The 13,345-nt window shown below is 62.6% G+C and carries 14 protein-coding genes; 7 read left to right on the top strand and 7 right to left on the bottom strand.

Features of this window, described 5'->3' with window-relative positions:
• Positions 1-4 precede the first annotated feature (4 nt).
• Positions 5-919 carry an SDR family oxidoreductase gene (locus HFO99_RS28130; RefSeq protein ID WP_222364940.1) on the bottom strand — a complete coding sequence of 305 codons (915 nt, stop codon included), beginning with the start codon at positions 917-919 and terminating at the stop codon, positions 5-7.
• Positions 920-1,038: 119 nt separating this feature from the next.
• Between HFO99_RS28130 and HFO99_RS28135 the strand changes: the two genes are divergently transcribed.
• A complete protein-coding gene (locus HFO99_RS28135) occupies positions 1,039-1,599 on the top strand; it encodes a TetR family transcriptional regulator (protein ID WP_222364942.1) in 561 nt (186 codons plus the stop codon).
• 6 nt (positions 1,600-1,605) lie between these two features.
• Here HFO99_RS28135 and HFO99_RS28140 read toward each other — a convergent pair whose 3' ends face one another.
• Entirely contained in the window at positions 1,606-2,082 is a 477-nt protein-coding gene (locus tag HFO99_RS28140; protein WP_222365016.1) for a YcgN family cysteine cluster protein, read from the bottom strand.
• A gap of 203 nt (positions 2,083-2,285) precedes the next feature.
• Between HFO99_RS28140 and HFO99_RS28145 the strand changes: the two genes are divergently transcribed.
• The 3 genes from HFO99_RS28145 (at position 2,286) to HFO99_RS28155 (ending at position 5,795) form a co-directional block, all read left to right on the top strand.
• A complete protein-coding gene (locus tag HFO99_RS28145) occupies positions 2,286-4,496 on the top strand; it encodes a transglycosylase domain-containing protein (protein ID WP_222364944.1) in 2,211 nt (736 codons plus the stop codon).
• A 170-nt stretch (positions 4,497-4,666) separates the two neighbouring features.
• Positions 4,667-5,254, top strand: a complete 588-nt coding sequence (locus tag HFO99_RS28150; protein ID WP_018241271.1) for a DUF1214 domain-containing protein — start codon at positions 4,667-4,669, stop codon at positions 5,252-5,254.
• Positions 5,247-5,795: a DUF1254 domain-containing protein gene (locus HFO99_RS28155; protein ID WP_222364946.1), complete on the top strand. Its 549-nt coding sequence runs from the start codon at positions 5,247-5,249 to the stop codon at positions 5,793-5,795. The genes HFO99_RS28150 and HFO99_RS28155 overlap by 8 nt, the downstream gene beginning before the upstream one ends.
• Before the next feature lie 13 nt (positions 5,796-5,808).
• Here the strand turns inward: HFO99_RS28155 and HFO99_RS28160 are convergent, their stop codons facing one another.
• A complete protein-coding gene (locus tag HFO99_RS28160; protein ID WP_003578079.1) occupies positions 5,809-5,976 on the bottom strand; it encodes a hypothetical protein in 168 nt (55 codons plus the stop codon).
• 538 nt (positions 5,977-6,514) lie between these two features.
• On the opposite strand from HFO99_RS28160, the gene HFO99_RS28165 reads away from it, so the two are divergent.
• Positions 6,515-6,721 carry a hypothetical protein gene (locus HFO99_RS28165; RefSeq protein ID WP_222364948.1) on the top strand — a complete coding sequence of 69 codons (207 nt, stop codon included), beginning with the start codon at positions 6,515-6,517 and terminating at the stop codon, positions 6,719-6,721.
• A 247-nt stretch (positions 6,722-6,968) separates the two neighbouring features.
• On the top strand, positions 6,969-8,018 hold the full coding sequence (locus HFO99_RS28170; protein ID WP_222364950.1) for a hypothetical protein: 1,050 nt from the start codon (positions 6,969-6,971) through the stop codon (positions 8,016-8,018).
• A 67-nt stretch (positions 8,019-8,085) separates the two neighbouring features.
• Here the strand turns inward: HFO99_RS28170 and HFO99_RS28175 are convergent, their stop codons facing one another.
• On the bottom strand, positions 8,086-8,430 hold the full coding sequence (locus tag HFO99_RS28175; RefSeq protein ID WP_222364952.1) for a DUF1491 family protein: 345 nt from the start codon (positions 8,428-8,430) through the stop codon (positions 8,086-8,088).
• A 150-nt stretch (positions 8,431-8,580) separates the two neighbouring features.
• Entirely contained in the window at positions 8,581-9,555 is a 975-nt protein-coding gene (locus tag HFO99_RS28180) for an oxidoreductase (RefSeq protein WP_222364954.1), read from the bottom strand.
• Positions 9,556-9,611: 56 nt separating this feature from the next.
• Between HFO99_RS28180 and HFO99_RS28185 the strand changes: the two genes are divergently transcribed.
• Positions 9,612-10,649 (top strand): AraC family transcriptional regulator, encoded by a 1,038-nt coding sequence (locus HFO99_RS28185; protein WP_222364956.1) that lies wholly within the window; start codon positions 9,612-9,614, stop codon positions 10,647-10,649.
• Between the two features lie 101 nt (positions 10,650-10,750).
• On the opposite strand, the gene HFO99_RS28190 is transcribed toward HFO99_RS28185, so the two are convergent.
• The gene (locus HFO99_RS28190) at positions 10,751-11,671 is read right to left on the bottom strand and encodes a peptidoglycan-binding protein (protein WP_222364958.1); all 921 of its coding nucleotides are present in this window, start codon (positions 11,669-11,671) and stop codon (positions 10,751-10,753) included.
• Entirely contained in the window at positions 11,643-13,223 is a 1,581-nt protein-coding gene (locus HFO99_RS28195; RefSeq protein ID WP_261323352.1) for a sensor histidine kinase, read from the bottom strand. Before HFO99_RS28195 ends, HFO99_RS28190 begins: the two co-directional genes overlap by 29 nt.
• Positions 13,224-13,345 lie beyond the last annotated feature (122 nt).

Here is a 13,345-nt window from a genome sequence, read left to right on the forward strand (position 1 = left end):
TTATTTAGCGATAACCCGTGACGTCAGCCGGTCTGCCCGGCTCCTGCACTTCCACCATGTATCGCCAGCAGTCCGGCCGCGAACCGTCGATATCGTCGAAGCCATAGGTCTTGGCCACTCCGCCGCTCGACAGCGACTGGCCGTTCCAGCGGCCGCGGTCGGGATCGGCGGCGATGGCGGCAACGGCGCGGCCGACAAAGCGTGGGGTTTCGGAAATGGCGAAATGCGGCTGTATCTTCGTCGCCTCGCGCCAGTTCTCCTCACGGACACCGTAAGCATCCAGCATCATTTCGGAGCGCAGCCAGCCGGGCGTGATCGAAACGGCGGTGGCGCCGTGTTTTTCCAAATCTTGCGCATGCGCCCAGGCCATGCGGGTGACACCCGTTTTGACGATGTCGTAAAAGGGTGACAGCCGGTAACGGGTGGCATTGTATTCGGCCGTGCCGTCGGTCATCTCGACCAGCAGCCCGCCGGGCCGCTCGATCATCAGCGGCAGGGCGTAATGAGCGGTGATCAGATGTGTCTCGATGCCGAGCCGCAGCATGCGCAGGCCCTTGTCCAGCGAATGCTCCCAGACGGCCTTGTCCCATTCGAACAGATTCTCGCAGCCCCAGATGTCGTTGACCAAAATATCGAGCCGGCCGGTTTCACTGCGGATGCGGGCGACCAGCGCCTCGACCTGTTGCTTGACGAGATGATCCACCTGCACGGAGATACCCTTACCGCCTGCGGCGGTTACCAGTTCAGCCGTCTCTTCGATCGTCTCCGGCCTGGAATATTCGGATTGCTGAGCGCGCGTCGTGCGCCCCGTTACATAGACGGTGGCGCCGGCAGCACCGAGTTCCACCGCGATGCCTCGGCCCGCGCCGCGCGTAGCACCCGCCACCAAGGCCACTTTCTCCCGCAAGTTCGCTGTCACTTCTCCATCCTCCACGCTAGAACGCCTCATGCCGTCATGGACGCGTGAGGAATCGCCCGGCGCTCCTTGTTTATAAACGAATGATCGTTTACGTTCGCGGCCAGTGCAAGGGAAATTTCATGCCGCGCCGCCGCACACTGTCCGATGAACAGCTTCTCGCCATGGTGCTGGCGCTGATCCACGCCGAGGGGCCGGATGCGGCGACCTTTGCGGCGGTGGCGAAAGCAAGCGGCCTTTCCGGCTCGACGCTGGTGCAGCGTTTCGCGACGAAAGCGGCGATGCTGCGCGCAGCATTGCTACACGCCTGGGACAGGCTGGATACGGAAACGGCGCGGCTTGCCGGGACGGTGCCGAAAACGCCGGAAGGCGCCATTGCGCTGCTCGTCGGCTTGTCGCAGGATTACGGCGACAATGCCGCCGCCTATGGTGCGGGGCTGCTGGTGCTTCGCGAGGATTTTCGCGATCCGGTGCTGCGCGCCCGAGGGGCCGCTTGGGGAACAGCATTGACAGCGGCGATCGCTCGGTGCTTCGGATCAGCGACCGCGCCGGAGACGATCGCCCGGCTGATGCTGTCGCAATGGCAGGGCTCGCTCATCTGGTGGGGTTTTGGCGCAGGGGGGCCGGTGGCTGTCTATGTGGAGACGGAGCTGCAGTGCTTCCTCGCGGCAATAAAGCCCTGAGCCCGCTTATGCTTCCTCATCGTCCTTCTCCTCGCCCACGGTCAGCGGCCAGTCGACCACATAGTCCTCGAGGTCGTCAATATCGATTTCATTTTCGTTGATCGTGCGGCCTCGCGCGGAAATGCCGGCGGCATGGACGGTCTCCGGGTCACCGGAGACGAGCGGGTGCCACCAGTAGAGATCGCGGCCTTCATTGACCAGCCGGTAGCCGCAGGTCGGTGGCAGCCAGGCGATATCCGGCACGTTCTCCTTCGTCAGCTGCACACAGTCCGGCACGAAATCCCAGCGGTTCTCATAGCTGGAGCAGCGACAGCTTTCGCCGTCGAGCAGCTTGCAGCTGACCGAGGTGAAATAGATATCGCCGCTATCCCATTCCTCGATCTTGTTGAGGCAACAGAGGCCGCAGCCGTCGCAGAGGCTTTCCCACTCGGCAGCGGTCATCTCGGCCAGCGTCTTGCTCTTCCAGAAGGGCAGATCGTTCATCGTCGTTTCATGCAACAGCGGCCCGCAAATTCGCGTGACCCTCATGCATCTCTCTTGTTATCGGCCGCAAAATCAATCAATCCTTCAGTATACTCCTGATACTCGGAGAATTCTCTCCCGGTATCGGAGAGCTTTGCGCCCATATGCGGGCCTCGTGCTTTCGTCGGACATGACCGAAGCGCGATCAGGCGGGAATACAGGACGTGCAGGATCCGGACAACCCAGGAAATGGGCCAGGAAATGGGCCAGAAAACGGGCCAGAAAACAGGCCCGGAAAAGCGGCGAACGAGGCGGCGGACAAGCGGCCGGCGAAGAGCCGTCACATTCTGCTGCGTATCGATTCCTGGATCGATTCGACCGTCTGGAACGCCGGCTTCCGCGCCGCCGAGATCTGGGAAGACATCACCATCTTCTTCCGCCGCTTCCGCGTGCGCGGCTGGAAGCGCATGGTCTTCGAACTTGCCGGCGAAGGGCTGACGCTCGGGGCGGCCGGCTCCGTGCTGATTCTGCTGCTTGCCCAGCCCGCCTTCGAGGCGACCAAGGAGGACTGGCGCAACCGCGGCGATTTCGCCGTCACCTTCACTGACCGCTACGGCAACGTTATCGGCCATCGCGGCGTGATCCACCAGAATTCCGTGCCGATTGACGAGCTGCCGGATTCGCTGATCAAATCGGTGATCGCCACCGAGGACCGGCGCTTCTTCGACCATTTCGGCATCGATTTCATCGGCCTCTTCCGCGCCATGAGCGAGAATGCGCGCGCCGGCGAAGTCGTGCAGGGCGGCTCGACGCTGACCCAGCAACTCGCCAAGAACCTGTTCCTGTCCAATGAACGCTCGATCGACCGCAAGGTCACCGAGGCGTTCCTGGCATTGTGGCTCGAGGCGAACCTTTCCAAGAAGGAAATCCTCTCCACCTATCTCGACCGCGCCTATATGGGCGGCGGCACTTTTGGCGCAGCCGCAGCGGCGCAGTTCTATTTCGGCAAGAACATCACCGACGTGAACCTTGCCGAATCCGCCATGCTCGCCGGCCTGTTCAAGGCGCCGGCCAAATATGCGCCGCATGTCAACTTGCCGGCGGCGCGTGCACGCGCCAACGAGGTGCTGACCAATCTCGTCCAAAGCGGGCTGATGACCGAGGGTCAGGTGATCGCCGCCAGGCGCAACCCTGCCACCGTCGTCGATCGCAACGAGGTGGAATCACCCGATTTCTTCCTCGACTGGGCCTTCGACGAGGTGCAGCGGCTTTCACCGCGTTTCCACCAGCATTCGCTGATCGTGCGCACGACGATCGACATGGGCATCCAGCAGGCGGCCGAGGATTCGGTCGAGACGTCGCTGCGCGAATATGGTGAAGCCTATCACGCCAAGCAGGGCGCGATGGTGATGATCGAAAACGGCGGCGCCGTGCGCGCCATGGTCGGCGGCCGAGATTACGGCGAGAGCCAGTTCAACCGCGCCACCAGAGCACTGCGGCAGCCGGGGTCCTCCTTCAAGGTGTACACCTATTCGGTGGCGATGGAGAGCGGGATGACGCCGAAGACGACCATCGTCGACGCGCCGATCTCCTGGGGCAATTGGAGCCCGCATAATTATGCCAATCACTATGCCGGCCGCATCACGCTTGAGACCGCGATCGCCCAGTCGATCAACACCGTGCCGGTGCGGCTCGCCAAGGAAAAACTCGGTATTCAGCCGATCCGAGCGATGGCGAAAAACCTCGGTGTCGAAACGCCGATCCGCGACGACGTCACCATCCCGATCGGCACGTCCGAGGTAACGGTTCTCGACCAGGCGACGGCCTATGCCACCTTCCCGGCCGGCGGCTACCAGTCGCGCCGCCACGGCATCACCCAGATCCTCGATTATGACGGCGACGTGCTTTACGATTTCGACCGTGACGAGCCGGCGCCGAAACGTGTGCTGTCCGAGCAGGCCGACGCCTATATGAACCAGATGTTGTCGCGCGTTCCCTATGTCGGCACGGCGCGCAAGGCCGCACTCGACAACGGCATCCTGACGGCCGGCAAGACCGGCACGACCCAAGCCTATCGCGACGCCTGGTTCGTCGGCTTCACCGGCAATTACACCTGCGCCGTCTGGTTCGGCAATGACGACTACACCTCGACCAACAACATGACCGGCGGCTCGCTGCCGGCGATGACCTTCAAGCGTGCCATGGACTACGCCCATCAGGGTGTGACGCTGCGCGCCATCCCCGGCGTAGAAACCCCCCTGCCCTCGGAAAAGGACCTCGCCAAGACCTCTGCCGCCAAGCCGCAGGACGGATTGCCGCAGCTTATCCGGCCGCGCATGCTCTCGGTTCAGTCGACTGACATCCTCAAGACGCTCGGCGAAAAGCTGAAGGAGGCCGCCCCGCTCGCGCCGGCGAAGGTGGCGAGCGCGGAGTAGTCACGCCGATCCCGGAATCAGCATCCACCCGCATCGATGCATCGGCATGAATGCCGCTGCCGCATACGGCATGACCGTGGATCAATCGGCCTCTATGGCACGGCTTGGCATTCCACCCTGCCAGAATCAGTGGTAACCCTTTCATCGGATATGGTTTCCAAGGTCATGACGTGTTTCGATTCCCCCTTTTTATCGCGATTACGCTGATCGTCGCCTTTGGCGGCGGGATCATGATTTCGCTTTATGCGCTGGATGCGACACAGGGCTTTGGGGCGATCAAGCTCGGCGCCTGGGAGGCCTTTCCGGCGTTGCAGACGGTCGAGGCCGATCCTTATGCCAAGTCGCACCGGGCGCGCGCCGGCAAGCTGCTCTACGGCAGCGCCGAGGGCCTGACCTTTACGGCGAGCGTCGACGACGACGGCGCGCGGCTGAATGCCGGCTGCCGCTACCGCATCAGCGGACAGACGCCGCCTGCCCGGCTCTGGACGCTCTTTACCGCCGACAATGGCGGCAATCCAGCGGCGGTGACGACCGGGCATCCCTCTGCGCTCAATTCCTGGACGGTGCTGCGCCAGCAAGACAGCAGCTTCTCGATCGAGATCTCCGCCGTTGCGCAGCCGGGCAATTGGCTGGCCTTGCCACAGGCCGGCACCTTCCGGCTGGTGCTGACGCTGTTCGACACCCCGACCGCCGGTAGTTCCGGCGTGATCGATCTCGCCATGCCGAAACTCACCAAGACCGGATGCGGCAATGCTTAGGATATTCTTCGCCGTCCTGACCGGCCTTTTCGGCGCAGCCCTGCTGCATCTCGTCATCATCCTGTCGCTGCCGCATTTCACCGGCAGGGATGCGGCGACGCGCGTGGAGGCGGAGGGCGATCTCAACAATTTCTACCTGCTCGGCAACCAGTATGACGAGGCCGGCCTTGCCAATGGCGACCCCTTCCTGCGCACCGCCGTCTGCTCCTTCGATGTCGAGGATGCACCGGTGCATTTCACCGCCAAGGGCAATGTGCCCTTTTGGTCGATCGCGATCTACGACAACGCCTCCAACGAGGTCTTCAGCATGAACGACAGGACATCGGTCGGCGGTGCGCTCGATGTGCTGGCCGGCAGTCCGATCCAGCTGACCGACCTGCGCAAAAATCTGCCGCAGGAGCTGCAGCAGGCGATCCTGGTGGAAATGGAACGGCCGGACGGTTATGCCGTGCTGCGGACGCTGGCGCCGCAGGCGAGCTTCGATGAGGCTGCGCGCAACTTCCTGACGGAAGCCGGCTGCGAGCAATTCGCCGCTCGCTGAGGTTGAAGAGCGGTTACTTCTTGTTGACGCGCGGAGCGGGCGCCGGACCATGTCTAGGGCTCTCGGCCAACCGCTCGTAGCGGACGCCGGTGAACCAAAGGATCTTGGCTTCGCGGGGCTCTTTGTCCGGGCGACGCGGCGCCCGCGGCTGCCGATCCGCCAATGCGACTACTATTGCCATTCTCGTCTCCATGCACTGCCCGAGACGGATGAACTTGCGATGGATTTCACCCTGCCCGCCAATGTGCGGGCCGGCGCGTCCTGCGGTGCCGGAATGACCGGACCGAGGGCATTCGCGCCTTTCCCACGGCACCTGATTGAAATACCGTGATGTGGAGTTTCGACGATCCAACTACTCAAATCGCGTCGTTCCTATCCGAATTGAGACACATGACAGTTAACAGTTTACTAATGTTCGGCGATGCCAAACACAGTTCGACTCGCCTTCCTTTTAACGCTCGAAGAGTCGATTTGGTTTCACGCCGCCTGCGCAAGGGCCCGGATTGGCATCGGCGCTAAAATTAGAAATAATTCATATAGTTGGCATTGGTGCGGCAATCTCTCCACCTCGAAAAGGGCGGTGTTGCAAAAATGCGTCATGAAAATATTTAATTGCGAGGCGTTCAGATGCGCGTATGTTTCGCTCAGTCGATCACAGTTTCCAGGCACCGATCGATCGGGGATTTTCCACGCTCTTGCCGGAATGCGGAGGATAAGCGATGTCTTTGCTGGTCAATTCATCCTTCTCCCCTGACGATCTCGACGTGCTGCGCAGTGCGCTTGATGCCTGGTGCTCGGAACGGCGCATCGACATCAAAAGCGTCGAGGCGCAGTTCGCGGCATCCGCGGCGCTCGACCTTTATCAGCCCGGTTATGACAGCCGCGAAAAGCTGCTGCACGCGCTGCGCGATCATAGAATCGCCTGAACTTTTCCGCGATCACAGCGGCGATGAGCAATCGTCGCAGCCCCCTTCCAAACCACGCATTTTATGTTGCCGGCTAATCATATCACGACACGCATTGCGTGTATATTTCTGTTGCATTTTAATAAAATCTTCAGCATGCATTAACCCTACCGGTGTAGGATTTGTTCATAACCGTATGGCCTGACATGCGTTCCGCCAGCGCATATCGGCCCTTGGTCCCGTTGTTCTGCGTTTTCGGGGTGTATTTGTGCGTGACCGGTTTCGAGACCTAGAAGGCCCGTTGGCCGTCAGGAAAAAGGACGTGGTATTGATGGCGACTGTCAGCAGTTTCGAGAACCTGTCTCATCCGACACGGTCCGAACTGCGCCAATTCGCCGAACTTTTCATGCCGCTGTTCCAAGCCTCCTCCGACGAAGCCAAGCGGCAGGCGGTCGCCGCCCTTTCTCAATGCAAGAACATGCCAGCTGCGGTGGCGCTGTTCATCGGCAACCAGCCGATCGAGATCGCGGCCCCTTTTCTTGCCGCCTCCAAGGCAATCGCCGACGATACGCTGATCACCATCGCGCGCATGCAGGGTGCAGCGCATGTCAAGACGATCGTCAGCCGCGATTCACTCTCGCCGAAGGTGATCGATGCGCTGGTGGCGCTGCGCCAGAGCCAGCCGCGGCCCGCGGGCGCATCGGCGCCGATCATGGAATCGCCGGCGGTCCCGCTTTCGCCGGCGCCGGCCGAGACCAACGAGGCCGATGCGATGGAGGAACAGCGGGTTGCCAATGAAGAGGCGTTGCGCGAACGCATCCTCGGGCTTGCCGGTCATCTCGGCCGTGCCGACGAAGACAGGCTCGGTCTGCGCACGCTCAGCGACATTCAAGAGGCGCTGCTGGTGCGCTTCGCGCGCTCACGCGAAGCGACGCATTTCGCAACAGCACTTGCCGATGCGCTTTCCGCCAGCCGCTGGCTGGCCGAGCGCATCATGCTCGATCTTTCCGGCCAGCAGCTTGCCACGACACTGACGAGCCTCGGCATGGGCTTTCTCGATGCCGTCTTCGTGCTCGAAAGGCTCTATCCGCACCTTGCCGAACAGCAGCACAACGTCACTCGGGGCTGGATGGTGCTCGATGCGCTCGATCCGGAAGAATGCCACGAACGCGTCGAAGCCTGGCGGCGTGCCGATCGCTACACCTATAGGCACGACGTGTCCAATGTGCCCGCACCTCAGGAAACGCCCAATCACCGCTTCATCCGCCAAGCGCCGCCGCAGCGCGACATGCGCGTCATGGGGCGGCGGTCCCGCTGAGCCGCGGGCTGACCTTGCCACATATCAGCGGTTTGAAATGGCGCTGAACTGACGAGCGCCTTGGCTCTCAGCCGCACTTCGCAAGTGGGATCATATCCCCCAGTTCATCCGCCTCCAGCTCGACGATCCAGAGATCGGGATCGAATTTGCGTTCGCGCTCCAGCATCGCGCGCACCGCTTCCGGTTCGCTGCGCAACAGCCGGATCTCGAACAGGCGGTCGCCGGCCTGGCCCTCGTCGAAAGCGGTCTGCGGCGCCGGCGCATAGAGCGTTTCCAGGCCGTCCCGGAAGTGCTGACGGATGAAGATCGCACCGGCCTCCTCCGCACCCTTCTTCTCGACGGCGGCGAAATCGCCGCTGGCGAAGACGCGGCGCAGGAGGGCTGAAACGAAGATGTCGGCGCGTAATCTCATCGGCGCGGTATAGACCGGCGCGCCGGTTGCGGCAATGCAGGGTCAAGGTCGGATCCCAGGGGTCAGACCTTGACCCTGCATTGCCGCAACCCTCCCCAATGCCGTCCCCGGACGGTGATCGGGGCGGAGGGCCGGCCGTGTGGCGCTCCATCAGCTGGCGATGAAGCCCGTCAGCCGCTCGCTCAGCTGCCAGAGGCGTTCGGCAAGTTCCGGATCGGTTGCCCAAGGACGGACACCGAGCATTTCGGACGAATCGCCGGGGACGGCGGTAGCGATATTGCAGTTCTCGCAATAGACGCCGCCGAGACCCTCGAGCTTCTTGCTGACGGCGCACCAGACGGTGGTCGAAGCCCCTTGCTCTATCGTCTTCTTGTTGTTTTCCGGATCGATGACCGGCTTGCCATCCTCGTCGACATAGCCGCTCGCCTTGAGGAAGTCGGTCGACTGATGGCGGACCAGATTGGTGGTGACGATACCGCCGGGATGCAGCGAGAAGGCCCTGACGCCGTGCTTCGCACCCAAAGCATCCAGTGACACCGCAAAGAGAGCATTTGCCGTCTTCGACTGGCCGTAGGCGAGATAGGGCGCGTATTCGCGGTTCTCGAAATTCGGATCGTCGAAATCGACGCCGGAGAAGACGTGGCCGCGCGAGGAGACGGCGACGACGCGCGCACCCTCGGCCTTCACCAGCGCCGGCCAAAGGCGGGCAGTGAGCTGGAAATGGCCGAGATGATTGGTGGAGAACTGCGATTCGTAACCGCGGGCATCACGCGTCAGCGGATTTGCCATGACGGCAGCATTGTTGATGAGAAGATGCAGGGGCTCGCCGCTTTCGAGGAAGCGGTCGGCGAAGTCGTCGATCGAGCCGGGGTCCATCAGGTCGAGCTTTTCCAGCGCAAGGCCGGGAATGCTTTCCACGGCAGCCTTGGCTTTTTCGAGATTGCGGGCGGGGACGACAAGCCTGGCGCCGGCTTCGGCGAGCACACGAGCCGTCTCGAGACCAAGACCGGAATAACCGCCGGTGACGATCGCGACCTTACCTGAGAGATCGTGCCCGGCAATGACCTCCTCGGCGGTCGAGGCCGCACCGAAACTGGAACTGATGGGAGCCTGTGGAGTGGACATGACATGCCTCCGTTGTGCGTGATGGCCTTATCTACGCCCGTGAAATGGGATTCTGAATGCTTGCAAATCCCGATTTCCTGCTTCATCGTTCAAAAATGACCAGCGATCCGCTCTCCGAAATGCTCAATCTGCTTGATGCGCGCTGCCTTGTGTCCGGTGGGCTGATCGCCGGCGGCGCATGGGCGCTGCGCTTCCCCCGGCCAAAGCGGATCAAGATCAGCGCGGTCGCCAAAGGGCGCTGCTGGCTTTGCCTCGACAATGGCAGCGAACCGATACTACTGGAGGCAGGCGACGTTGCGCTTCTGAACGGCCGGCACTCCTTCATCCTGGCGAGCGACCTTGCCGTTGCGCCCACTGACGCGGTCGGCGCCTTCAAGGAGAAGGTTGACGGCACGGCGCGCCACGGCATTGGCGAGGATTTCCATTATCTCGGCGGCCATATCGCGCTCGGGCCGCAGGGCATGGAGCTGCTGTCCGACGTGTTGCCGCCGATCATTCATGTGCGCGCCGCCCTTGCCGAAGCCGGCGTGCTGCGCTGGCTGCTCGACCAGCTGGTGCGGGAGATGGCGGCAAAGCGGCCGGGTGCCCTGCTCGCCTCGACCCAGCTTGCGCAGTTGATGTTCGTCCAGGTGCTGAGGGCGCACATCATGAGCTCGGCGCCATTGACGGTCGGGTGGCTCCGCGCCTTCGGCGACGATCGCATTGCGCCGGCGCTGCGGCTGATGCATGGCGATCCCAGCCGGTCCTGGCAGCTGGGCGAACTGGCAAAGGCGGCCGGCATGTCGCGCACGAGCTTTGCGCTGCGGTTCAAGATAGTGGCGGGGGTTGCGCCGCTCACCTACCTCACCGGCTGGCGCATGCGCCTTGCCGAACGCGAGCTGCGGGAGGGCAGCATGCCGGTTTCGGCGCTGGCGCTTTCGCTCGGCTACACATCCGAAAGCGCCTTCAGCAACGCCTTCAAGCGGATGACGGGTATGGCGCCGAAGCGCTATCGCGTGGCGATGTCCCGCGAGGCCGGGCCGATCGAAGAGGCGGTGGATGTCGAGGGCCAGGCGATGACGACACATTACAGGCTGGTGAAGGCGGCATCCTGATGGTTAAAGCATTCCGTGTTCTCCAAGTCGCGGAAATGCTCTACCTTTTTGTTTGCGCAATTCCGGACGCAAAACCGCTGCGCACTTTTGCTGGACTTGCTCTATATCGCCCCGATTTCCTTGAGTTTCTTCAGCACCGCCTGGTTCGGCTCACCGTCCTCAGGCAGGTTGTAGTGCTTTTGAAAATGGCGGATAGCCGCGCGGGTCTGCTCGCCGGCGACACCGTCGACGCCGACATTGGCATAGGCCATGTTGGAAAGACCCTTCTGGATCTTCAACACCAGGTCGACATTGGTGATTTCGCTTGATGGAACCTGCTTTGCGGCTGACGAAGCCGTTTTGACCGTCTTTTCAGCGCTACGGATCGCCGCCGCCACCGGGTCTTCCGCCGCGGCCTTCGAGCTTACATCCTCGGGCGGCTTTTCGGCGGGCACGGTCGAAGGACCCGCGGCATCAATCTTCAGCGCTGCCAGCACCTCCGGCGTGGGATCGCCGGTCTGGGTCATGCCGACGGTCTCTTCGAAGAAGAGGATGGCGGCGCTGGTGCGCGGGCCGATGATGCCGTCGGGTACGCCGTTATAGAGGCCGCGGCGCACCAGCTGCTGCTGGATGTCCATGACCAGTTGGCTCGGCTGCTGGCCAGGCGCGGCAGGCGCCGGCGTCGCATTGGTGGTGGCGGCATCCTGTGGCCGTTCGATCCGGAATGTGGTGACCTCGCCCTGCTGCTCCTCGGCCGGGCGGCGGGCACCGAGCACGGTTGGAGACTGCGGATCACGGGTGCGGAAAATCGGATGCGGATGCAGGCCCGGCTGATACCAGAGCGCATTGGCGGCGACGAAGGAGAAGATGACGACGAAAGTGATCGTGCCGCCGGCGACCGACGGATTGCGGCCGATGACGCCGCCGAGCACGGATGCGCCCTGCAGGCCGAGCCCGCCGAGGGCGGCGGCGCCTGATATCAGAAGGCCCGGCTGCTGCCGTCCCCTCTTTCCCTTAGGCGATTTTCGCTTGCGCGCGGCCATCGAAACGCCCCTCTTCCAATTCTGCACCACTATTGACCGCGCCCTTCAGCCGCGGCGGAAACTCGACAGTCGCGCCATGGCCGGCATCTTCGGCGTGCTGGGCACCCGAGCCGTCCACTGCGATCTCGATGGTAATGATCGTGCCTTCGCCCGGCTGGCTGGCGATGGCGAAATACCCGCCATGCAGCGCTACCAGCCCCTTGACCAGGGAGAGGCCGAGGCCGGAGCCTTCGAACCGGCGGGTATAGTCGTTCTGGATCTGGACGAAGGGCTGGCCGAGCAATGCCAGCTTGTCGGCCGGGATGCCGATGCCGGTATCGCTGACCGTCAGCTTGAGGATGCCGTCGCGCGCTGCCGCATCGACCGAGACGACGCCGCCGGCCTCGGTGAATTTTATGGCATTGCCGACGAGATTGATGAGGATCTGCTGGATAGCGCGCTGATCGGCGACGATCTCGCCGAGATCGCGCTGGATACGGCTCGTCAGCGTGAGGCCCTTGGTCTTGGCCTGCAATGCCAGCATCGATTCGCAGGATTTGACGGAGCTTGATATATCGAAGGCTTCGAGGATCAGCTCGTAGCGGCCCGCTTCGATCTTGCTCATGTCGAGCATGGTGTTGACGACGGAGAGCAGATGCGCGCCGGATTCGCGGACCAGGCCGACATATTCGCGCTGCCGGTCGTTTTCGAACTTGCCGAAATATTCACCGATCAGGATATCGGAAAAACCGAGAATGGCGTTCAGTGGCGTGCGCAGCTCATGGCTGACGGCGGCGAGGAAGCGCGACTTGGCGTCGTTTGCGGATTCGGCATCGGCCGCGCGGTTCTGGGCTTCGTCACGCAACTGCTGCTCGACGGAGACATCGCGCAGCTGGGCAATGATGGCGGCAAGTTCGCCATCGGCATCACGCCGGGCTGTCATGTCCATTCTGAGAAAGGCGAACTGGCGTTGATCGCGCGAGACCGAGGGCCGGTCGAGGCGCAGATCGACGCTCTGAGCATCCTCGCCCCGGCGCAGGTCATCAAGCGCCTGCAGGAAAAGGATGCGGTCAGAGACATGCACCTGCTCGAGGAAACCCCTGCCCTTGGGATCGCGCATCCAGGCAAGGAAATCGCGCCGGTCGCGGCCGCCGACCGTCGCCACACTGCCGTGCGGGTCCAGGAAGAAGACGAGGCCGGGGGTGGCTGCAAGGAAGAAATCCTCGGCCGACTGCGTGGCGATACCGGCAGACGAACCCTGACGGTCGAGCGCGATGCTGCCGACGGCGGAAAAGAGAAAGGCGGCGCAGACCATGGCGACACCCGCCGGCAGCGCGACGGCCGGACTGGTGACTGCCGAAAGACCGATAGGAGCAGCAACGAGAGCAGCCGACGAGAACAGCACGAGGCGGCGCAGGATCGCGAGCTCGCGTTGGCGTACGGCTTCGCCGCCGCCCGTCCGGGAGAGCCAACTTGTCGCTGCCCGGTCTACGAGGGCCGTCATCCAGCCGCCAATGTTACTCAATACACGCACGCAATACCCGCCCGAAAGGCTGTCGATCGATCCGGACAATAGGCCTTGGCGACTTAAAGAAAGGATAAGGCAAAAGCGCTGTTCACAGGCTGAAACGGCCGAAATTCCCGTTTTGAAGCATCTGGAAGGCTCTTTGCCTTTTGTGGTTAATAGCAGGTAAG

Source organism: Rhizobium leguminosarum, assembly GCF_019798305.1.
In the GTDB taxonomy this organism is placed as follows: Bacteria; Pseudomonadota; Alphaproteobacteria; order Rhizobiales; family Rhizobiaceae; genus Rhizobium; species Rhizobium leguminosarum_U.

What these genes read in the sequence shown, in the direction of transcription:
- HFO99_RS28135 (WP_222364942.1), top strand. Translation starts at nt 1,039, where the DNA reads ATGCCGCGCCGCCGCACACTGTCCGATGAACAGCTTCTCGCCATGGTG.
- HFO99_RS28140 (WP_222365016.1), bottom strand. Translation starts at nt 2,082, where the DNA reads ATGAACGATCTGCCCTTCTGGAAGAGCAAGACGCTGGCCGAGATGACC.
- HFO99_RS28155 (WP_222364946.1), top strand. Translation starts at nt 5,247, where the DNA reads ATGCTTAGGATATTCTTCGCCGTCCTGACCGGCCTTTTCGGCGCAGCC.
- HFO99_RS28160 (WP_003578079.1), bottom strand. Translation starts at nt 5,976, where the DNA reads ATGGCAATAGTAGTCGCATTGGCGGATCGGCAGCCGCGGGCGCCGCGT.
- HFO99_RS28165 (WP_222364948.1), top strand. Translation starts at nt 6,515, where the DNA reads ATGTCTTTGCTGGTCAATTCATCCTTCTCCCCTGACGATCTCGACGTG.
- HFO99_RS28175 (WP_222364952.1), bottom strand. Translation starts at nt 8,430, where the DNA reads ATGAGATTACGCGCCGACATCTTCGTTTCAGCCCTCCTGCGCCGCGTC.
- HFO99_RS28180 (WP_222364954.1), bottom strand. Translation starts at nt 9,555, where the DNA reads ATGTCCACTCCACAGGCTCCCATCAGTTCCAGTTTCGGTGCGGCCTCG.
- HFO99_RS28185 (WP_222364956.1), top strand. Translation starts at nt 9,612, where the DNA reads ATGCTTGCAAATCCCGATTTCCTGCTTCATCGTTCAAAAATGACCAGC.
- HFO99_RS28190 (WP_222364958.1), bottom strand. Translation starts at nt 11,671, where the DNA reads ATGGCCGCGCGCAAGCGAAAATCGCCTAAGGGAAAGAGGGGACGGCAG.